We start from the raw sequence: 20,400 nt of genomic DNA, 5'->3' as shown, positions 1-20,400 counted from the left end.
CCCGAAAGCGCGCCCGAGTTATTCTTGTTTTCTGGGGGAATGGTGGCGTCAGACCATCTCGGCGCGTACTTGCTGGCGCAAGACGTCGATCGGGGCTTTCTTGCCATCCTGTTTGAAGTGCCAGTAGGTCCAGCCATTGCAGCTCGGCGCACTTTCAAGTGCGGCGCCAACCTGGTGGATTGATCCACGGGCATCGCCGGAAATCAGCGTTCCGTCTGCGCGCACCTTGGCGGTCTTGCCGCGCGGGCTGGTCAGCACTTCGCCCGGGCGCAACATGCCACGCTCAACCAGCTGGCCAAAGGGCACACGTGGTTCCGCGCGTTTGGATTGGGTGGTCTGCAGCGCTTCCTTGTCGAATTTCCGCACTTTGGAAATCCGCTTTTCGGCCACTTTGCGATAGGCTTCTTCGCGCTCGATGCCAATGAAATCCCGACCAAGCATCTTGGCCACGGCGCCGGTGGTGCCGGTGCCGAAGAACGGATCGAGGATCACATCGCCGGGATTGGTTGAGCCAACCAGAACGCGATGAAGCAGGCTTTCGGGTTTCTGGGTCGGATGGGCCTTGTCGCCGTTTTCGTCCTTCAGGCGTTCGTGCCCGGTGCAGATCGGCAGCACCCAGTCAGAGCGCATTTGAATGCCTTCATTCAGGGCCTTCAGGGCCTCGTAATTGAAAGTGTATTTTGCACCTTCGGATTTCGACGCCCAGATCATTGTCTCATGGGCGTTGGTAAAGCGTTTGCCGCGGAAGTTCGGCATCGGGTTTGATTTGCGCCAGACCACATCGTTCAGGATCCAATAGCCCTGATTCTGCAGCTCGGCCCCCATGCGGAAGACATTGTGGTAGGATCCGATCACCCAGATCGCACCATTGGGCTTCAGCACGCGGCGGGCCGCCTTCAGCCAGGCGCGGGTAAATGTGTCATAGGCTTTGAAACTGTCAAACTGGTCCCAATGATCATCAACCGCATCCACCTTGGAATTGTCGGGGCGATGCAGCTCGCCTTTCAATTGCAAATTATAGGGGGGATCGGCGAAAATCAGGTCAACGGAGTTTTCCGGAAGACTGTTCATCACCTCGATGCAGTCACCCGCCAATATCTCATTGAGTGGCAGCTCGAGAGCCGCCTTTGCTTTGGTTTTAGTTGTCATTTCTGCCTCATGTACCGGCGCTATTTGCGCTCTTTAGACGGCGCATTTTTGCGCTCATTCATTACCGTCTAAGATGAGGCCTTGTGGATAACGGGTCAAATTCTTTTTTGAATCAGCCCATTACATTTTTCTGTTGATACAAGATATTGTGGATAGGTTTAAACGAACGCCTATGATGTGGGGTTATCCCCAGCTTGGATAATCCCTCTTTGTGGATTTTCGATGGGTAGCCTGCGTTTGTTTCCCATCCGTATCCGGGAAACTGTTGCGCCAAATCCACCATGATGCGGTCGCGGGTGACCTTCGCCACGATGGATGCGGCAGCAATCGACACGGAACGACTGTCGCCTTTAACGAGAGTTTCGTTCGGTATTGTCAGTCCCTTGGGCGCCATATTGCCGTCGATCAACAGGTGATCGGCTGGGGTGGACAGCCCCGCAACCGCGCGTTCCATCGCCAGGTGGCTGGCGTAAAGAATGTTCAGCTCATCAATCTCTTCGACCGTGGCATGGGCAATCGATACATCCGCCAGGTTCAGAATCTCTGCAAACAGTGCCTCGCGTTTTTTGGCGGTCAGCTTTTTACTGTCGTTCAACCCGTCGGGAATATGGTCCGGGTCGAGAACGACAGCGGCAGCCGTCACCGGACCTGCCAGCGGGCCACGGCCCACCTCGTCCACACCGGCAACGCGGCAAAACCCGCGCCCGTGGGCGGCCTGTTCGAAACTATAGTCGGGAATTGTCTTGGTCATGGGGATGGCCTGACCGATCTCATGGGATTTCGCAAGAAAAAAGGCAGAGACCGAGGTCTCTGCCAGTTGCACATGACCGGAAAGGGTGGTCATGCGAAGGCGACGGAATGGATGGTTGGTCGCCTTCCTTACCAAGTGGATCAGCGGCGTTTGCGATAGCCCGCTTCGCGCAGGCAGCGGGGGTGATACACCTTGCGCGAGACCCAGACGCCGTTCTTGTTCTTCACCACAACCGTGTCCCGGCAGGCCCTGGGCAGCGAACGCACGTGGTTGTAGCGTTTTTTCAGACAATTCCGCCCCCAATAGCGTTTCTTGCCAAACTGGGTTTTGAAGTTGCGCAGGCATTGGCGCGGGAGCGTGTATTTCGGATCCCTGCGGTATCTGTCGTCATAGCGGTCATGATCAACAGAGGGGCGCCGGCGATTGTCGTTATTGTCGTTGGAGATCACCGCACCAACCACAGCCAACCCAAGCAGGGCGGCAATCAATGCGCCGATCTCATCATTATTATCGCGAGATCCGGCAAATGACGGCGCGAGAGAGACCGGGTTCAGACTGAGGGCGGCAACCAACAGGGGCATCATCAGGAAGCGGTTGACTGAGGGCAGGGCAATGCGGGTCATGGGGGGCTCCTTATCGGGGTCAGTGGATCTTTGGGGGCACCTTTAGAAGGGATGCACGTGTCATGACCCAAGCCTGCCCGGAGTGCTGCAAGACAAGCCATATCGGCGAATGGTTATCGGATAACGGGGCGCGATTATCCTGTTTGATATTGAATATCCCATAAGGTCCGCGCATGGTTTCGGCATGAAACAGATCCTCTATTCCCTCGCCCTTGTGGCCATGGCATTTCCGGCTCAGGCCGCGTGTTATGTCGATTACAAAGCCAAACGGGATGACCCGTTGAAACTGCATTATGGTGTGATGGAGCTGCCGGATAGCGCCTGCACCAACAGCTCGAATGCGCGCGAACAGGTGGCCGCGCGTCTGGCCCGCCATGGATGGGTGCTTTTGAATGTGGTATCGCAATTTGACACGGATGGGCTTGCGGAAAGGAAAGACAGTGCCGGACAATATTTCCTTCGCTACTGAGGCGCGCAAAGGGGCCTCCCCCGTGGTTGTGGCAGGAGTTGCGGCAATTGTTGCAATTCTGTTGATGGCGGCCGTGTTCCTGTTTCTGAGCCTGCCGGATGCCAACGCCTTCAATGCGCGGGTTGAGCGGATTTTTATCGAAAATGACAATCTGACCTCAGGGGCCGAAATCAAGCTTCTGGAAATTCTGGCCCAGTCGGGCACGGCTTTTTCCGACACGCTGACCAGCTATCGTATGGTGATCTTTGTCCTGCTGCTCTTTGCCTCTGCCATGCTGGTCGCGGCGCTGGTCTTCCTGGTTACAATTATCGGGCTCAATCGCCGGATGGGGGAGATTGAACGGGCTGGCATCCAGGTCAATTCGCTTCTGATTTCGCGTGAAGAGCGCACGGTTTATCTGAACAATATGGAATTGAAACTGACCGAGGCGGCGATTGAAACCCTGTCTGCGCTTGCCGAGGCGCGCATGGACGATGATGTTCTGTCGGGGTCTGAGCTGGAAGGGCTGATTTCGGGCCGTGACGCTGCGGATTGTGATGAGGCCGCCGGGGCCACTCGGATCAAGCGGCTGCGTGACGCCATGGGCAACCAGATGATGAGCGAGCTGCTGGTCAAGACCATTGCGCGGCGCGGCTATATGCTGTCGATCGACAAGGATGTCATCCAGATGGTCTGACAGACGGTCTGACGGTGCCTGCGCTTGTTGCAAACGGTATCCGAGCGATTCCCCTGATCTGGCCTTTGGGCCTTTTGCGGACGGCGGGTCCCCCTGCCGCCCGTTTTTTTTGTGCGTTTCGGAGATAGGGGTGGATATCTTTCAGGTTGTATTTAATTATAGAAATATCACGCTTAGGACGAGTGTTGCGTTTGGATCTTCCGACCGGTGACATTGGTTCGAGGCTGTCTTAATGGGCTTTCGGCAAGGAGGTCTGAATGCAGATCGTTCCGGTGTTGTTATGTGGTGGGTCGGGCACACGCCTCTGGCCGCTTTCCAGAAAATCTTACCCCAAGCAGTTTTCCCGGCTGATGGGGCAGACATCACTGCTGCAAATGTCGGTCCAGCGTCTGACCGGACCGCAATTTGCAAGTCCTGTGGTGCTGACCAATTCGGATTTCCGCTTTATCGTCACCGAGCAACTGGTTGAGGTCGGGGTGGATCCCGGTGCAATCCTGATCGAACCTGACGGGCGCAACACCGCTCCGGCGGTTCTGGCGGCGGCCATGTTGCTGCACAAAGAGAACCCGGATGCGCTGATGCTGGTGGCCCCGTCGGATCATGTCATTCCGGATACTGACGCGTTTCAGGCGGTAATTGAAGCAGGGGTAGAGGGGGCCATGCGCGGCAAGCTGGTCACCTTCGGGATCAAACCGACCCATGCGGAAACCGGGTATGGCTATCTCGAACTGCCACAGGTGCCGGGGGACTGTGCCCGGCTGTCGGATCTGACGGCATTTGTGGAAAAGCCCGATGCGACCAAGGCGGAAGACATGCTGGCAGACGGGCGGTTTCTCTGGAATGCCGGGATTTTCCTGTTCACAGTTTCCACCATTCTCGAAGCCTACCGTCTGCACGCCCCCGATCTGATCGCGCCGGTTCAGGCCGCAGTGGAGGAGGGAGAGCCGGATCTGGGCTTTTTGCGCCTTGATCCTACCGCCTGGTCCGAGGTCAGAGATATTTCGATCGACTATGCGGTGATGGAGCAGGCGGACAACTTGGCTGTTGTGCCCTTTTCTGCCGGTTGGAGTGATCTTGGCGGCTGGGATGCGGTCATGCGGGAATGTGAGGCGGATGAATATGGTGTGGTGACGCATGGCAATGCTGATGCAATCGACTGCCGTGCCAGCCTGCTGCGGTCCGAAGATGATGCGCTGGAACTGGTCGGGATCGGACTGGACAATATCATTGCGGTTGCCATGCCGGATGCGGTTCTGGTGGCTGACCGATCACGGGGGCAGGATGTGAAAGAGGTGGTCACTCTGCTGAGGGAAAAAGGCGCGGTTCAGGCTGAGCAGTTTCCCATGGATCACCGCCCCTGGGGTCATTTCCAAAGCCTCGCCCAGGGGGATCGGTTCCAGGTGAAACGGATTGTGGTCAAGCCTGGTGCCTCGCTCAGCCTGCAATCCCATCACCATCGGGCCGAGCACTGGATTGTGGTGCAGGGCACTGCGCAGGTCACAATCGGCAATCAGGTCCAGCTGGTGACGGAAAATCAGTCGGTCTATATCCCGCTGGGGGTCAGGCATCGGATGGAAAACCCGGGCAAGGTGCCGATGACCCTGATCGAAGTGCAGACCGGGGCCTATTTGGGTGAGGACGATATTCAGCGTTTTGATGATGTCTATGCGCGCGGGCAGGGGGCCAGGGGCTGAGGTTTGGCCCAGGATCTGAACATGACGCAATCCGTTTTTCACCCCATGGCCTGTTTCAAAGCCTACGATATTCGGGGCCGGTTGGGGGAAGAGCTGAATGAGCTGGTGGCCGAGCGCATTGCCCGCGCCTTTGCACAGGTCCTGCAGGCCAAAAAGGTTGTGTTGGGCCATGACCCGCGGGCGTCCTCCTCGGCGCTGTCTGATGCTGTTGTCAGAGGGTTGATGCGGGCGGGTGTCACGGTTGTCGATCTGGGGCTTTGCGGCACCGAAGAGGTCTATTTCGGCACGGACTTCCACAATGCAGATGGTGGGATCTGTGTGACCGCATCGCATAATCCGATGGATTATAACGGGATGAAGCTGGTCAAGGCAGGGGCCGCGCCGCTGGATCCGCAAGAGGAGTTCGCCCGGATCAAAACCCTTGCAGAACGAGGGGAGTTTGCCGCCGACCTCCCCGGTGGGCGCCACGATGCCTCTCAGGCGGAGCTCACCCGGGCGGCTTATGTGCAAAAGGTGCTGTCCTTCATCGATATCTCGCAGCTTGCGCCGATGAACGTGGTGGTCAATGCGGGCAATGGGGCTGCCGGACCCAGTTTCGATGCAATTGCCACAGCCATGAGTGATGCGGGGGCACCGGTCCGGTTTCATCGGATGCATCACCAGCCCGATGGCCGCTTTCCAAACGGTATCCCCAACCCGCTTTTGCCGGAGAACCAGCCGGTCACCGCGCAGGAGGTATTGGCGCAGGGGGCGGATCTGGGCATTGCCTGGGACGGAGACTTTGACCGCTGTTTTCTGTTTGATCATGAAGGCCAGTTTGTGCCGGGGGAATATGTGGTTGGGCTGTTGGCTGAAAGCTTTCTGAGCAAAGACCCTGACGCAATGATTGTGCATGACCCGCGTGTGATCTGGAACACACAGGATCTGGTGAACGCCGCCGGGGGGCAGGCGATCATGGCCCGGACCGGTCATGCTTTTGTCAAACAGGTGATGCGGGACACGGGCGCGATCTATGGCGGTGAGATGTCCGCCCACCACTATTTTCGAGACTTCATGGCCTGTGACAGCGGAATGATCCCATGGTTGCTGGTGATTGAACTTCTGTCCCGAAAATCTGTCCCGCTCGCTGATCTGATCCGCGCGCGGCGGGCGGCCTTCCCGTCATCGGGAGAGATCAATTTCCGGGTGGAAAACGCCGATCAGGCGCTTGCCTCCGTGGAACAGGCCCTTGGGTCCCGTGCGACCATGCGGGATGATACCGATGGGATGAGCCTTGATTTCGGGGCGTGGCGGCTCAATCTGCGTCGGTCAAACACGGAACCACTTTTGAGGTTAAATGTAGAAACCCGTGGTGATTTGTCGTTATTGGCCGAGAAGGTGGACTTGCTGCGCCAACTGTTGTCTTCATAAGGCGTTTCGGGATAAACGGCAGCACATGTTTATTCTGAAACGCCCACGACATAGATATCTCTGACAGTGTTTCAACTTCTCCCTGTCTTTGGTTAAAGTCGAAACGCTTTAGGGGCTGCTGGTGGCGGGCTACTGCCGCATTAGAACGGTTTAGGATCCAGATTATGAAGATTGCGGTTGCGGGTATTGGCTATGTTGGGCTGTCAAACGCGGTGCTGTTGGCGCAGAATTGCGAAGTGGTGGCGGTGGATATCTCACCCGAGCGAGTGGCCATGCTGAATGCGCGGCAATGCCCGATTGTGGATGCGGAACTGGAAGAGTTCCTGGCGCACAGACCTTTAGACCTCAGCGCGACCGTTGATCCCATCGAAGCCTATCGGGATGCGGATTTCGTCATTATTGCCACGCCAACCAATTACGACCCCAAGGACAATTATTTCGATACCAGCTCAATCGAAGCTGTCGTGCGGGATGTGATTGCGGTGAACCGGCGGGCGACGATCGTGATCAAGTCGACAATTCCCGTGGGCTATGTCGAACGGATACGGGAAGAACTGAATACGGATCAGGTGATCTTTTCCCCCGAGTTCCTGCGGGAGGGGCGCGCGCTTTATGACAACCTTCACCCCTCGCGGATCATCGTGGGGGAACGGTCAGAGCGGGCAGCGCGTTTTGCTGAGCTGCTGTTGCAGGGCGCGGTGAAGAAAGATGTGCCGGTCCTGTTCGTGGATGCGCGCGAAGCTGAAGCGATCAAGCTGTTTGCCAATACCTATCTTGCCATGCGGGTGGCCTATTTCAACGAGTTGGACAGCTATGCCATCGCCGGGGGGATGGACACACGCCAGATCATTGATGGGGTGTCCTTGGATCCCCGGATTGGCGGGCATTACAACAACCCGTCCTTTGGCTATGGGGGCTACTGCCTGCCAAAAGATACCAAACAGCTTCTGGCGAACTATTCCGAAGTGCCGCAAAACCTGATCCGCGCAATTGTCGACGCCAACCGCACCCGCAAGGATTTCCTGGCAGAGCAGATCCTGCAAAAAGAGCCCAAGGTGGTCGGGGTCTATCGTTTGGTGATGAAAGCTGGCAGCGACAATTTCCGCCAATCCTCGATCCAGGGCGTCATGAAACGGATCAAGGCCAAAGGGATTGAGGTCATCGTTTATGAACCGGTGCTGGAGGAGGAAACCTTTTTCGGCTCCCGCGTCATCCGGGATCTCGATGCCTTCAAAAGCGAGGCAGATGTGGTGCTTGCCAACCGGATGACGGATGACATTTTCGATATTGAGGACAAGGTGTTCACCCGCGACCTGTTCGGTGCCGACTGACCCTGCCCGGAGGGTGTTTCGGGGTCAGCCCGCACCCGGTATGACGCGCAGCGCCAGACTGCCGATATGGGGGCTGATCCACTGTCGGGATTGAACAATCCCGCCGCGCTGCCGGTCCAGCCAATACAGGTTTTTCAGCGTGGTGTCGCCGTTTGTGCAATCGGCAACCATCAGGTCGGTCTGGGCCGTATAGGGCCCCAGATCAACCGACCGCGCGCCCCGGTTGCTCAGGCGGCAACGAAAGGTGCTGAAGCTGGTTTCATCATTGGCGCTGAGATGGGTCAGGTAAAGCTCTGTCACGGTGTCCCGGCGTGACAGGATTGCGGGTAGAAGGCGGGAAATGTCGGCGGACATCAGGTCCCCTCCCAAACCACGCGTGGCCAGCACCAGCCCCTCTTTCATGCCCAAAGACACCCCGTCCCCTGATATCCAGGTCGCTTCGCCCCTGATATTTACCTGCTGGCGCAGAAATTGCGCATAGGCGCCTGGGCGATTTTCAACCGATACGACATAGGCGGGCGCACCGGTTTCGGCGAGGGTGACAAACTCTGGATTGGGGTCAGGCAATGTGTTGCGCTGCCAGATCCCGGCCATCAGGGCCTGTTGCTGCGGATCCGAGGAGCAGGCCGTCAGCACCAGCATTGCCAAACTGAGCAGGCGGGAAATATGGGTCAATCTCATCTCCAGAACCTTCCCCATCCATCTTCCAGTTCCGTCACATGACTGTCGCGGATCAGATCATACAGACGATTTCGAACCTCCAGCCGGGCGCCGCCGTCGCGCTGAACCGGTCTTATGGTTGTCGAAAACCCGCTGCGGGCGGGGGCGCCCACCAGCCAGGTGATCGGGATGTCAAAGCGGATCCCCTTGTCAAACGACCCTTCGCCAAACGTATCGAACGGCACATCGGTCAGGGTGAAAAACGCCCCCACCCTGAACCCGTTGTTGAATTCGCGATCAAATGAAACCGTCGCACCCCAGTCCCCGGCCAGATAGCGCCCGGCATCCAGCTGCCCCAGATAGCCGCCGCCAAAATCATAATAGGCGGAAACGTGGCCGGTCACGACGTCACGGCGCTGAAACCCGAACAGCTGATCGAAATTGCGTTGCCGCGCATAGTTGATCTCGGCCCCGAGGGCGAGCGGACCTTCGACGGGTTTCCACAAGACCTCACCAGAGAGACCACCATACATGGTTTCAAAATACCCTGCGCTCAGCCGACCATACAGATCGGGCCCCGGACGGAAAAAATACTCGCCGGTCAGATGCTTGATCTGCAGGTCGGATTGCTTGGCATATTCGGTGATGTCGGTGCGCACATGGGGCAGTTTCGAGTTTGAGGGCCTTGTGCTGGTGTTCAGGTTGCCAAAGGCCCGCTGTCGCAGGGCGCCGGAAAAGACCAGCCCGCGCACGGGTTCGAACGAGGCAAAGGCCTGCAGCCCCAGATCCGCGCGCACGGGATTGTCCGGGTCAAACAGTTCCGGCTCCAGATAGGGGGTGAGGGACCAGTCAAACAGGGGATAGGTTTCCGTGACGGGCGGGATGGCCTTGCTGTCAGCCTCAGAAATGGTGGTGCGGGCAAAGCTCTTCCACGCCCCGTCGAGATCATATTCCAGCGCTTCCAGATCCTGTCGCCTCAGGCTGCTGCGGGACAGGGCCATGCCGTGACGCACCAGTTCGATGTGAAAGGTGGTGATGGAAGAGGGCAGGGTGTTGGCAGCCACGCGCGCCGCGCGCCCCAGTGCCTGTGATGCGGCGCGGTAGCGGGTGTTGATCAGGCGCAATGTGGCCTCGGACCCTGAAAGGGACACCGCTTCCAGGACCAACCCCTGATCACGAAGCGCCTGTGTCAGGCGGGCCTTCCCCTGATCTGTGCTGTGCCCCTCCCAACCTTGTGCCCGGCGAAATGCGGACGGGACGATTGCGGGCGGGGCCGCCTCGATCCCTCCGGGAATGGCGGCACGCTTTGGGTCGGTGATGAAACTTGCGGAAATGCCAATTTCAGACCCGTGCAGGAGATAGGCGGACAGATTGGCATATCGAGAGCTGTAGGTCAGTCCAAAATTGAAAGGGGTTTGGTGTGCGAACCCGGCATTTGCACCTTCAACCTCATAGGCATCCGAGGAATATTCTGCCTTCAGGGTCAGGTTTGGGGTGATCTTGTAAGACAGTCCGCCAAAAAGTGCGGCATCGCCCCGGAACCATTGGTCAAAGTCCAGCTGGCCGGTGTCTCGGCCATGTGAAAGGGCGTTTTCCGAGCGGGATTTGAACCTGTTTGAAAAAACAGAAAGCGGATTTTGAAACCCGCCATAACTGCCGAGGCGCCCCCACCCGATCCCACCGGTAACAGCCAGCCGATGGTCCAGAAAATGTTTGGTGCCCGCGATGAATTCGGAGGCATAGGCCCCGGTGCCGCCAAAATCGCGCAATCCGATTACAATCGAGGGCCAGTTCAGGCTCTCTTCCGTGAGCAGGTAACCGACATCAAAGCTGCGGTCGTAGCGGGCGCTGCCATTGCCATCAAAATTGTCGATGATGGCGTATCGGAATGTGCCGTAGAGTCGGGGTGTCAGTTGAAAGGTCAGGTTGTAGCGCTGGCTGCCATCATGCCGTGAGATCGAGCTGATCAATGCCCCGTCGGAGAGCATCTCGCCTGTGGGCATGTCGATCAGTCCGGGCGTGCCGAATGTCGAAATGGGCACCGTTGCCGGCACCTCGGCAAGGGCGCTTGTGGACAGCCCCACCAGGATCAAACCCGCTTCAACTATGGCGCGATTTATGCTCACGACCTCTTCCCGGTTTGCTGCGCGGATTTCAGGCCGCAGCAGATGGTGAAACACATTCCGACCCAATTGTGCGAGATCTGTCCGCGTCTTGGCTATGATGTGATTTGCTTGCGTTCAGGTATTTGTAACCTGAAAGAATTCCGTCCTACAATCTTGGATTGTGGCGGATGTGAGTTTCCCGTTTGCAAAGGCGCCGGTGTCGACAGAGATTACCCCGGCCTGAATGGTGGGGGTGGTGACAACCCGATGGCCCCGAACCACCCAGATCCCATCCTGGCGTGGTCTTTTTCCAAATTCCGGGTGCCCCCATGTCAGGGCGCGGGTGGATTGCGCAGAGATGGGGCGTGTGGGATCCGCGCCTGCGTGAACAACGGCGATGTTTCCTTCGTGCCACATGCGCCTCAATCCGCGAAGCCAGTCCTCCAACCCGTCCGGCATAGCATCACGCAAAGCCTGCTGCATGTGACGCAATGTGCGCTCATCGGTGCTTTGGCGAAGACCGGACAACCCAAAGCTCGCCATGGTTTGCAGCCCGCCAAATTGCAGCCAGCGGCTGCCGGCTTTTCCGGGATGATCCAGGAAATCAAGCATCATCTCCTCGTGGTTTCCCATAAGGAATATGCTGTCAGGGCGCCGTTGCTCCAGCTCTCTGAGGCAGGACAGGACATCGGCGCTATGGTCGCCGCGATCAATATAGTCACCGACAAAAATGCGGCGGGTGGTGGGCTTTTCCCGGTCCAGAAAGGTCAGCATTTTTTCGAGGCAGGAAATCTGCCCGTGGATGTCACCAATCACCGAAATGGGGGTCTCAGGCTGCGGCGGGGCGCCTGAAAATTCAGCAGCGGTCCCGGCGGAGCGGCGGTTCCTGAACAGGTTTCCAAACATCCGAATGCCCCTGAGTGATGCTCCTAAGGCAGGCATGTATCGCAAGGTGCAACCTGCCTGCTGAGATACAATAGGCGTTCTCGTGCCGGTTGTGAAATCCGAATTATGTTGCCTGTTGCCTGCAGATGCGGAACAGAACGGTCGGTTTCAGAATTGGTAAAGGCGCATTGATAGGTCCTTTGTCTCGCAACATCGTCAATGCGACGAGTTTGTTGTGGTTGGATGAACTCCGAACAAAAGGAAATACACATGTCAGACCCTTTCAAGAGCCGTTCCCCCGGTTTGAATGGCCCCGCCACCGATCTTCTGCCTGTTGTGCCTTCGGACAGTGTGGACCTTGATACGGTTGCCATTGCGTTGCTGGTTGAAACCGGAGGCACCGTCAGTTTCGTGACCCAGTCTGGTGCCGTGCGGACCGTGACGCTGGGGGATCAGACCATTCTTCCGGTTGGCACACGTCGGGTGAACGCAACCGGAACGACCGCTTCGGGCATTCACGCCTTTATTGTCGGGTGAAATATGCTTGGGCTTGATTTCAGCATTGCATCCCTGGCGATGAGGCGGAAACGTTCTGCGTTTTCCCCAAGTTCGATCGCCGGGCTTGTCGCCTGGTATGATCCAAGCGACCAAACGAGTTTGTTTCAGGACATCGCGATGACGATCCCGGTCACCCAGTCAGGTGATCCGGTTGCCGTGATGTTGGACAAGAGCGGCAATGGCCACCACATGACCCAGGCCGCCAGTGCCTCCCGCCCGGTTTACCAGACGGATGGGACGCATCATTGGTTATGGGCAGATGGGGCGGATGACTTCCTGACCGCCCCCCCGATGATTTCCGATTATGATTTTACCATGCTGGCCGCGGTTGAGGCGATGGCAGCCAATGGCGGCATTGTCACCCTGCATGCCAGCAGCAGCCGATACTGGAGCCTGCATACCGGCGCAGTTGATGCAAACACGGCTTACCGCGCCCTTGACCGACAGGGGGCTGGCACCACGATCTCTGTTTCCGAGACGGTTGCAACCGCACCGGCGATTGTGCTGGGTCAATGGCTGGCCAATCAGGTGTCCCTGTCCGTTGATGGATCGCCTTTTGTCTCAGCGGCCACCAGCGGGACGGCAAATGATGCAATTAACCTGCGGCTGTTTTCGTTCCGAGGTGGCAATCATACCGGCGGCAAACTCCATGGTGTCGCCGTATATGACCGGTCTCTGAATGCAGGGGAACGTGACGCGCTGGTGTCTGCGTTTGCTCTTAAACAAGGCCGCTCGCTTTAAAGCGTTTCCAGTTATTGCTGGATCACGGCAATAACTGGAGACGCCCAGCATCCTTGCGTGATGTGGGGCGGGCATCTGTCGCCAAATCGGGACGGGATTAGCTGGGTAAGTGTCTCGACAGGGCTTGGAGCAGGGACTAATTTGGAGGGCAGGAAGTATAAGGCTGATCAATGTCCCCCCCTCCCCATTCCCTTTCAGACCTCCCCCTGTCCGAAGAGGTCATGGCCAGACGGGATGCCCCCTGTTTTCCGTTGCGCCACCGCCTGTTGCGCCTTGTCTGGATGATCGTGTGGAGGCTGTTTGCCTCATGGACCCCGCCACAACTGGCGGGGTGGCGGCGTTTCCTGCTGCGCGCTTTCGGGGCAAAGATCCATCCGACCGCCATGGTGCGTGGAGGGGCCAGGATCTGGTATCCGCCAAATCTGGAAATGGCCGCCTTTTCCGTGATGGCGGGCGGTGTGAACTGTTACAACATGGAAAGAATAGTTCTGGATGAGGGGGCCATTGTCTCGCAGGGGGCCTATCTGTGTGGCGGAACACATGATTACACGCTGGCCACACGTCCGTTGGTCACGCGTCCGATAACAATCGGTGCACATGTCTGGGTCGCGTCAGAGGCGTTCATTGGGCCCGGCGTAACGGTTCCGGAAGGGTGCGTGATTGCAGCACGCGCTGTTGTCAGCGGAAAGCTGTCCCCCTGGGGGGTATATGCCGGCAACCCCGCGGTTCGGATCAGGGACAGGGTGTTTGATGCGTCCGCATAGGCTGGATCTGAAAGGTACCTCACCTTTTGTGGTCAGGGATCAAAGAGGCGCCGTGACCATAAGGGCGCAACGCGGTGACCGGCGGCAGACCCAACCCGCCTGGTGCCCCTGTCTGGTGCGCCCGTGCGTCTGGAGCCTGGGCCGGGCATGATCGTTTCGCATCAGAAGAACCTGATTTATTGCCGCTTGCCGAAATCAGCGAGCACCAGTTTTTCCGCCGCTCTCGCGCCGTTTGCCGATCCGTTTCCCCGCAGTTTTCCGGCGCGTATGCTGCGCAGGATCGGGCTTGAAGCGATGCATCCCCGGCTGTTCGATTTTCGCCACCACAGTCATCTAAGCCTGATGGGCGCGCGAGAGGTTCTGCCTGAACCGTCGTTCCGGCAGGCCATGAAACTGACCGTTGTGCGCCACCCGGTAAGCTGGGTTTATTCCTACTACACGCACCTCCTGCGCGACAGTTTCCCGGCGGAATATGCCGCGGGTTTTCATGAGGTGCGTGCGGCCCAGTCCTTTGATTATTTTCTCGATTGGCTCACCGAAAGGCCCCGGCGCCCGATTTCAACGCAATTGATTGACGAGAACGGCAATTACCTCGTGGATGCGGTGGTGCGTTGTGAAAATCTGGCAGAGGAGGCAGCGACATATCTCGCCCCGCACGGGATCCGTGTTTCGGTTTCGGTTCTGAATGCCGGAAACTATCAGCCCCCCACGTTCTCTTCTTCGCAGATCGAAAAGATAGTCGCGTTGTATCAAGGGGATATGGCGGCGTTTGGGTATGGGGAAAACGGGGCGCTCACGCAGCCGGACCTCAGGCCCAATGCCGCCACCCGGCAGGTTGCATCCGACCTCGGTCGGGCGGGGCTTGCGCATTATGACTGCTGGAAGCCGTTTCCATCACTGCCGCAACAGGGCTGATCAGCGCCGAGCGCCTCGTCAATCTGATCTTGCAGATCCGCATAGGCGCTTTTGACGGAAAACAGCCGTTCATAGGTGGGGCGTGCGGCCTGTGCCATGGCCTGACGGTCGTGATCGGGCAGGCTAAGAAAACGCGTCAGCATCTCTTTGGTGCCCTGCAGGCTGTCCTCGCAGACCAGACCGACACCATTTTCTGAAACCTCCCGATGAATATTGACCTTGTCGGAAATCAGAACCGGGGTGCCGGCTGACAGGGCTTCGGCAACCACTTGTCCAAAGTTCTCCTGATGAGAGGGCAGGACAAAGGCCGTTGCCTCGGCAAACAGGGTCTGCTTTTCGATCCCGGCAACCTGCCCGGTCCAGAAAACCTGCCCGTCCAGACCAAGGGATGCAGCCTGCGCCTTCAGCTGATCGGCATAGCTGTTCTTGTCCGGGCCTGCGATGATCAGGTCAATGTCGGGGAAGGTGTGGGCGATTTCCGCAAAGGCGGTGAGGAGCGTGTCTACGGCCTTTTTCGGGTGAATGCGGCTGAGAAAGAGAAGGTAGGGGCGAGAGCTGTCGCGCCCGGGCAGGCCGGGTATTTGCACCGGTCGTGGCTGCGTGATCTTCTGATCCGCTGCACAATACCGCACGGCAATACCGGAATAGTCATGATGGCCCCAAAAGGCATTTTGCGCGAGGGTCTGCTCCTCCTCGCAGGTGAACAGGACCTTTGTCGCACCGCTCAGCATACGCCCCTGCCACAAAAGCCAATAGACCTGTTTGATCAGGTGCTTGACCGGTTTTATACGTCGAAAATAGGGGTCCAGCATCCCATGAGGGTACAGCAGCCAGGGCACCGCGTTGCGGCGTAGGGGTTTGTATCCTCCGATACTGGCAAAGTTCCAAAGACCATGCACAATTGCGACGTCACAGGACGGGCAATGTTCAGCCACGGCCCGCTCGATCCCTCGGCGAGAGTTTGGCGCCGTCACAATGGGAAATGGGAACGCCGTGACCCAGTCTGCGTTGGGTGGATCGGTTGAGATGAAAAGAGAGCTGTGCCCGTGGGTTTTCCGTTCATGGGCCATGTTGAGGGCAAAAGCCAGCGGCCCGCCCTGGTTGGGGTTTACGGATGCGATGAGGTGCAGAACCTTCATGAGCGCGCCCCGAAACTGTCCGGGCGCTGGGCATATGCGTCCAGATAGGTTTGATAGAGCTGCGTTGCGCGCGCAAGATCGCGGCGAAATCCGGTATTGGTTTTGATCAGCAGCTCCAGCTCCGCGGCCAGCTTTCGCTTGATGTCGTCGCGCAGCGGGGTGGGTTTTGCGTGATAGCCCAGAACGCGCTCGGACCGGCCTGCGGGCAAGGTGGTTGCAAACTGGGTTCCGAACCGTCTGTTCACATCTGAGATGAGGGGGGCAACCGATTGCGTCACCTCTTCAAACGGGGCGATCACCACATGGGAAAGCTGAGGTCGCAATGTGTCGTAAAAGGTCAGCCAGGCTTTCAGGGCGTCTTCGAAGGTTTCGCCATTGCGGCCAGCCTTCTCGCGGTTTTGCGCCTCGACCCTAAGTGCGCGAAGCGACAGGATGGCGGATTTCGGGTCCCGGATCAGCACCACGCAGGGAATGCCCAGCCGGATCCCTTCAAGCAGTTGCGCCACATGATGCAGATGATGGGCGACGCGGCTGCCCTGTTCCTGCCGGTCGATGAAAGCGTGGGCGGTGGCGCTGTTGGCCGAGCGCGGAAATCCCTCGATCACGATATCGGTCTGCGGCCCGACACACCGCGCATTCATCCGGCCCGTCATCCGGCGCAGCGCAAAATACAGTCGGGGGGAACGGGTCGACCAGATGATCAGTTTATAGCGGAGACGGTGCAGTGACATGTTGGGGAAACCTGTGGAACCTCACGTTGGTTTGGCAGAAGGGGGCGTGTGCCGGGCGAAAATGAAATCCACGCTGGCGGCGATGGTGATGATCACGGCAAACCCAAGCTGAAGCTGAAACGCCCCGATCAGGGTGGACAGGTCAAACAGAAGGGGGGCTGCGGACGCCCAAAGGATGAACAGGGGGATCTGCAGGATGTTGAAGCGGATCCAGCCACGACTGCCAACCAGATTTCTATAGGTGGTCGCCAGCCGCATCGCCACGGACACGCCGACTGCCCAGATCACCTCGGTCTGCAGGCCCGCGTAGTTTTCCCCAATCAGCCACAGAACCGCATGGGGGTAGAGATAGGTCAGGACAATGAAACCCAGCCCGGGCAGGGCGGACAGGAGTGTCAGCCCGAAAAGAAGCGTGGCAAGATTGCCTGTTGCCCGCGTATAGATCGGGATCAGGAAAGCGGTGGTAAACATCGTGACGGGCACCAGGATCTGCCCGATACGCCCTAGGGCGCCGAAACTTGCGACCTCGGTCCCGGTTCCGAAAATAGTGAGTAAAACCAATATGATCTGCGCCTGAAGCACCATGTAGATCTCAACTGGCAATTGCTGTCTCACACTGGTTTTCAGGGCTGAGATGTCCTCAGGCTGGGCCGCCGCGCCCTGAAGCGGGGCAATCTTTGCCACCCATTTTCGGATCAATGGGATGCGGGCAAGGGCGGTGGCGGCGCTCAGGCAAATTGCGGGAAGGACGCTCAGGCCATTGAGAAGGAACAGAAGGCCCGCCCCGGCAAGGCGCAGGGCGGCAAGGCTGGTATCAAGCAGCTGCACGCGTGTTGTCTGATGGGCGTGAAACAGCACCTGATCCACCAGCCGGGTCTGCATATCCGCCCACCAGATCACGAAAAGCAGGGTGCAAAGCCCGATGATTTCGCCGGAGGAAGCCCCGTTTTTGTGCAAGAGCCAGCCAGCCGCCACCAGAACCGGGGGCAGGGTCCAGAGCGACAGTTTTCGCCGGATCTGCAAAACGGCCACCACGGCCTGTGCGGTCCGCTCCCTATCCGGCCAGACCTTCCCCAGAATGGCGGCAAAACCATAATGCGCACCGCCTTTGGTCAGAATGTTCATGGCGCTGATCAGGGTGATCATCACGGTGAACAGGGCATAATCGGGCACGGATAGCCAGCGGGCCAGGAACAGGCCTGTCAGGGCTGCGATCCCCTGTGCCCCGGCGCTTCCGGTCAGGAATGTCAGCGCGCGGGGAGTGTGGTGCAGGATCTTGCGGGCGGGGGCCATCATGCAAAACGTCCCCGCGCGTTCAGGGCCTGAGCATAGAGGTCGATCATCCTCTGCCCATAGACATCCCACCCGCCCAGCCGGGTGATCGAGTGCAGGGCGGCCTTGGACATTGCGCGCTGCCGGTCGGGGTCGGTGGCCAGCTCTTCCAGCTTCTCGGCAATGAATTCAGGCGCGCGGATCGGCACGACATAACCGTTTTCACCATCGGCCACGATGTCTGCCGCGCCTGTATGGTTTGAGACAATCACCGGACAGCCACAGGCCATCGCCTCCCCCACCACCATGCCAAACCCGTCCTCGATGCTTGGCATCACCATGACATGGGCGCGAGACATGTGATGTTTGAGCTGGTCATGCGGCACGTGGCCAAGGCGGTTGATCGTGGGGTGAGACAGGCGTGCGCCCAGCAGGGCTTCGACCTGCGGATCCACCTGCCCGATGATCGTCAGCCGCTTGTTCGCAATATTGGCGGCTTCGAAACCCGCAACCAGATCCATCGCGCCCTTGCGCAGGGACAGGCCGCCCACAAACACGACCTCAAACCGCTCTGCGCTGGGCGTGCCCACCGGGTGGAACCGGTCAAAATTCACGCCATATGGCACAATCGCGATCTTTTGCGCGTCGATCCCTTCTGCCAGAAACGAGCGTTTTGCCATTTCAGACGCCACCACGATCAGGTCGGCCCGGTGATATTCCTCGATCTCGCGCGCATAGGTCCGGGGGCGCGGCCGGGCGGGCAGGCCAAACCGGGCATTCTCCTCGTTCAGCAACCTTTCGCGCCAGGCCATATGCGCACAGCCCCGGTCGCAGATATAGAGCATACCGCGCCTTTGGGCGGCGGCCCCGCTGAGCAGCCCGACCCCTTCATGGCCCACGAAAATATCGCTGTCGGGCAGGGTGCGGGCCACGTAGTGATCCAGCGTGACCACGGAAAGCTGGTGCAGGCGGTCCAGCACCGCTGCAGGAACCTGAAAGGGCAGAACCCGCGTTCCCATCAGAATGGGCCGCACATAGGGAAAGCGCGTCACCCGTGATTTTGACACCCCTTCGCGGGCCAGTTTCGACCAGGGAAACCCGCTGTAGATCCGGTTCAGAACCCCGTGGCGTTCAAGCTCTCGGGCCAGCGGAAACATGTGGAACCGGCCGATGGTTGAAAGGGTGACTTTCATCTGCCACCTCGTGCGGTCAGGCCCTGCTTTGCCAATGCCAGCATCAGGCCGACGGACACCCAGTTGATTGAAACCATCTGATTTTGCATTGAAATCTGCGCCGTCAGCAGCATCGGCCCGACAAACCCCCACAATATGAGCGCAGACCCGTCCCCGGTTTGACGATTGACACGCAGGGCGTAGTGGAAAAGCCAGAGGACCAGCCAGGTTCTGAGCGCCAGCATGAGCGTGCCCAGCGGCGGGCCAAACTCGAAAATGAACCGCTGCCATTCCATTTCGCCATTGATGAACCCGCGTGTGACACCGACGGCGGCGCGGGCTGCATTGGTGCCAGACCCGATGCCGGTGCCCAGAAGGGGGGCCTCGTCCAGCGCGTAAAACCCATCCGTGATCATCGAGGTTGCCCGCAAGATGGGGGAGCCTTCATTGGCCGATGCGTTGATCTGGCGTTGGGTCATCGAGGCGAAAGCCTGGGGAAAGACCACGACAAACATGGTCACAAACATCGCGGCAAACAGGGTGACGGTCACCAGCCGCTTCAAGGCCACCCTTGCGCGCCGGGCGGTGAGGCCGGCAAAGATATAGGCCAGCACGATCAGGAGCAGATAGGCAAAATAGGTGCGCCCCCCGCTGAGTGCCCCCATCGTGATCGCCGACATCGCCCCGAGGAACAGGGTGATCGGGCCGATCCGAAATCTCTTGCGCTGATCAAGGGCCACAAGGCTGAGGCCGGTCATCATCGCCGCGAAGTAGTTCTGCCCCAGCACAAAGGTGAACGGTCCATAGGGTCGGATGATTCCCTCGATCACCACAAACCGGCTGTCGATATCATCGGTGATCCCCTTGTTGATCGGGCTTGCAACCGGTGACAGGAACTGAAGCATGACCAGGACGGCAACCGGCACCGAGACCCAGAGCAGAAAGACGAGGATACGACGGATCTGACCCTCGTCCAGCACCTGCCACATGATAAAGGCAAGCGGGATGTAGAGCACGAAATACCGAATGGCCAGAAGCGGCACGATCAGCGGGTATTGCCAATACATATTCTGTGCAAAGGCCAGAACCGTGATGAAGAACGCATAGATCAGAAACGGACGTATCCAGCGGCCATCGGGGATAAACGCTTTCAGATAGCTCCAGTAGATCAGGAAAAGCAGGGGCTCGCGGAGGAATGCGATCGGCCGGTGATAGGAACTCAGCACCCATTTGCGCAAGATACCTTCGACAAGGAGGGCTGCGAAAAACAGGATCACAAGATTGCCCATCCAGCGCAGTTTTGCCGGGTCGGGCCGCGGGGATGCGTGCCGAAACTCTGTCGATATGTCACTCAT

At 58.5% G+C, this 20,400-nt stretch carries 20 protein-coding genes; 9 read left to right on the top strand and 11 right to left on the bottom strand.

Features of this window, described 5'->3' with window-relative positions; translation table 11 throughout:
* Positions 1 to 48: 48 nt before the first annotated feature.
* The 3 genes from K3J57_RS13690 to K3J57_RS13680 all read right to left on the bottom strand — a co-directional run bounded on the left by K3J57_RS13690 (position 49) and on the right by K3J57_RS13680 (position 2,523).
* A complete protein-coding gene (locus K3J57_RS13690; protein WP_259785297.1) occupies positions 49 to 1,149 on the bottom strand; it encodes a site-specific DNA-methyltransferase in 1,101 nt (366 codons plus the stop codon).
* 112 nt (positions 1,150 to 1,261) lie between these two features.
* On the bottom strand, positions 1,262 to 1,900 hold the full coding sequence (gene rnhB, locus K3J57_RS13685) for a ribonuclease HII (protein ID WP_259794956.1): 639 nt from the start codon (positions 1,898 to 1,900) through the stop codon (positions 1,262 to 1,264).
* 140 nt (positions 1,901 to 2,040) lie between these two features.
* Complete coding sequence (locus K3J57_RS13680; protein ID WP_259792447.1) at positions 2,041 to 2,523, bottom strand: hypothetical protein; 483 nt, start codon at positions 2,521 to 2,523, stop codon at positions 2,041 to 2,043.
* A gap of 184 nt (positions 2,524 to 2,707) precedes the next feature.
* On the opposite strand from K3J57_RS13680, the gene K3J57_RS13675 reads away from it, so the two are divergent.
* From K3J57_RS13675 to K3J57_RS13655, 5 genes are all read left to right on the top strand, one after another.
* Positions 2,708 to 2,992, top strand: a complete 285-nt coding sequence (locus K3J57_RS13675; RefSeq protein WP_055192934.1) for a hypothetical protein — start codon at positions 2,708 to 2,710, stop codon at positions 2,990 to 2,992.
* Positions 2,964 to 3,668: a winged helix-turn-helix domain-containing protein gene (locus tag K3J57_RS13670; protein WP_259792446.1), complete on the top strand. Its 705-nt coding sequence runs from the start codon at positions 2,964 to 2,966 to the stop codon at positions 3,666 to 3,668. Before K3J57_RS13675 ends, K3J57_RS13670 begins: the two co-directional genes overlap by 29 nt.
* 257 nt (positions 3,669 to 3,925) lie before the next feature.
* Positions 3,926 to 5,362 carry a mannose-1-phosphate guanylyltransferase/mannose-6-phosphate isomerase gene (locus tag K3J57_RS13665; RefSeq protein ID WP_259792444.1) on the top strand — a complete coding sequence of 479 codons (1,437 nt, stop codon included), beginning with the start codon at positions 3,926 to 3,928 and terminating at the stop codon, positions 5,360 to 5,362.
* A gap of 21 nt (positions 5,363 to 5,383) precedes the next feature.
* Positions 5,384 to 6,772, top strand: coding sequence for a phosphohexomutase domain-containing protein (locus K3J57_RS13660; RefSeq protein WP_259796345.1), 1,389 nt, complete (start codon positions 5,384 to 5,386; stop codon positions 6,770 to 6,772).
* Positions 6,773 to 6,936: 164 nt separating this feature from the next.
* Positions 6,937 to 8,103 carry a nucleotide sugar dehydrogenase gene (locus K3J57_RS13655; RefSeq protein WP_259776102.1) on the top strand — a complete coding sequence of 389 codons (1,167 nt, stop codon included), beginning with the start codon at positions 6,937 to 6,939 and terminating at the stop codon, positions 8,101 to 8,103.
* 24 nt (positions 8,104 to 8,127) lie between these two features.
* Here K3J57_RS13655 and K3J57_RS13650 read toward each other — a convergent pair whose 3' ends face one another.
* The 3 genes from K3J57_RS13650 to K3J57_RS13640 all read right to left on the bottom strand — a co-directional run bounded on the left by K3J57_RS13650 (position 8,128) and on the right by K3J57_RS13640 (position 11,774).
* Positions 8,128 to 8,784 (bottom strand): YjbF family lipoprotein, encoded by a 657-nt coding sequence (locus K3J57_RS13650; RefSeq protein WP_259796343.1) that lies wholly within the window; start codon positions 8,782 to 8,784, stop codon positions 8,128 to 8,130.
* Positions 8,781 to 10,889: a YjbH domain-containing protein gene (locus K3J57_RS13645; RefSeq protein ID WP_259796341.1), complete on the bottom strand. Its 2,109-nt coding sequence runs from the start codon at positions 10,887 to 10,889 to the stop codon at positions 8,781 to 8,783. The genes K3J57_RS13650 and K3J57_RS13645 overlap by 4 nt, the downstream gene beginning before the upstream one ends.
* Before the next feature lie 114 nt (positions 10,890 to 11,003).
* A complete protein-coding gene (locus tag K3J57_RS13640) occupies positions 11,004 to 11,774 on the bottom strand; it encodes a metallophosphoesterase (RefSeq protein ID WP_259796339.1) in 771 nt (256 codons plus the stop codon).
* Positions 11,775 to 12,023: 249 nt separating this feature from the next.
* On the opposite strand from K3J57_RS13640, the gene K3J57_RS13635 reads away from it, so the two are divergent.
* The 4 genes from K3J57_RS13635 to K3J57_RS13620 all read left to right on the top strand — a co-directional run bounded on the left by K3J57_RS13635 (position 12,024) and on the right by K3J57_RS13620 (position 14,731).
* Positions 12,024 to 12,290 carry a spike base protein, RCAP_Rcc01079 family gene (locus K3J57_RS13635; RefSeq protein ID WP_055192940.1) on the top strand — a complete coding sequence of 89 codons (267 nt, stop codon included), beginning with the start codon at positions 12,024 to 12,026 and terminating at the stop codon, positions 12,288 to 12,290.
* Between the two features lie 39 nt (positions 12,291 to 12,329).
* Positions 12,330 to 13,052 (top strand): LamG-like jellyroll fold domain-containing protein, encoded by a 723-nt coding sequence (locus K3J57_RS13630; RefSeq protein ID WP_259776098.1) that lies wholly within the window; start codon positions 12,330 to 12,332, stop codon positions 13,050 to 13,052.
* A gap of 221 nt (positions 13,053 to 13,273) precedes the next feature.
* Complete coding sequence (locus K3J57_RS13625) at positions 13,274 to 13,816, top strand: LbetaH domain-containing protein (protein ID WP_259776097.1); 543 nt, start codon at positions 13,274 to 13,276, stop codon at positions 13,814 to 13,816.
* Between the two features lie 147 nt (positions 13,817 to 13,963).
* Complete coding sequence (locus K3J57_RS13620) at positions 13,964 to 14,731, top strand: sulfotransferase family 2 domain-containing protein (RefSeq protein ID WP_259796337.1); 768 nt, start codon at positions 13,964 to 13,966, stop codon at positions 14,729 to 14,731.
* On the opposite strand, the gene K3J57_RS13615 is transcribed toward K3J57_RS13620, so the two are convergent.
* Genes K3J57_RS13615 through K3J57_RS13595 form a run of 5 tightly spaced genes read right to left on the bottom strand, consistent with a single transcriptional unit; the run spans position 14,686 to position 20,400 of the window.
* Complete coding sequence (locus K3J57_RS13615) at positions 14,686 to 15,870, bottom strand: glycosyltransferase (RefSeq protein ID WP_259796336.1); 1,185 nt, start codon at positions 15,868 to 15,870, stop codon at positions 14,686 to 14,688. The two genes, K3J57_RS13620 and K3J57_RS13615, sit on opposite strands and share 46 nt — an antisense overlap.
* Positions 15,867 to 16,601 carry a hypothetical protein gene (locus tag K3J57_RS13610; protein WP_259796335.1) on the bottom strand — a complete coding sequence of 245 codons (735 nt, stop codon included), beginning with the start codon at positions 16,599 to 16,601 and terminating at the stop codon, positions 15,867 to 15,869. The genes K3J57_RS13615 and K3J57_RS13610 overlap by 4 nt, the downstream gene beginning before the upstream one ends.
* A 21-nt stretch (positions 16,602 to 16,622) precedes the next feature.
* Positions 16,623 to 17,897, bottom strand: coding sequence for a hypothetical protein (locus K3J57_RS13605; RefSeq protein WP_259796334.1), 1,275 nt, complete (start codon positions 17,895 to 17,897; stop codon positions 16,623 to 16,625).
* On the bottom strand, positions 17,894 to 19,066 hold the full coding sequence (locus K3J57_RS13600) for a glycosyltransferase (RefSeq protein ID WP_259792425.1): 1,173 nt from the start codon (positions 19,064 to 19,066) through the stop codon (positions 17,894 to 17,896). Before K3J57_RS13600 ends, K3J57_RS13605 begins: the two co-directional genes overlap by 4 nt.
* Entirely contained in the window at positions 19,063 to 20,400 is a 1,338-nt protein-coding gene (locus K3J57_RS13595) for an O-antigen ligase family protein (RefSeq protein ID WP_259796332.1), read from the bottom strand. Before K3J57_RS13595 ends, K3J57_RS13600 begins: the two co-directional genes overlap by 4 nt.

Origin of the sequence: Aliiroseovarius crassostreae (assembly GCF_025137635.1) — a bacterium.
GTDB lineage: Bacteria > Pseudomonadota > Alphaproteobacteria > Rhodobacterales > Rhodobacteraceae > Aliiroseovarius > Aliiroseovarius crassostreae.
The sequence above is the reverse complement of the archived record's forward strand: the minus strand, read 5'-3'. Positions and strand labels throughout refer to the sequence as shown.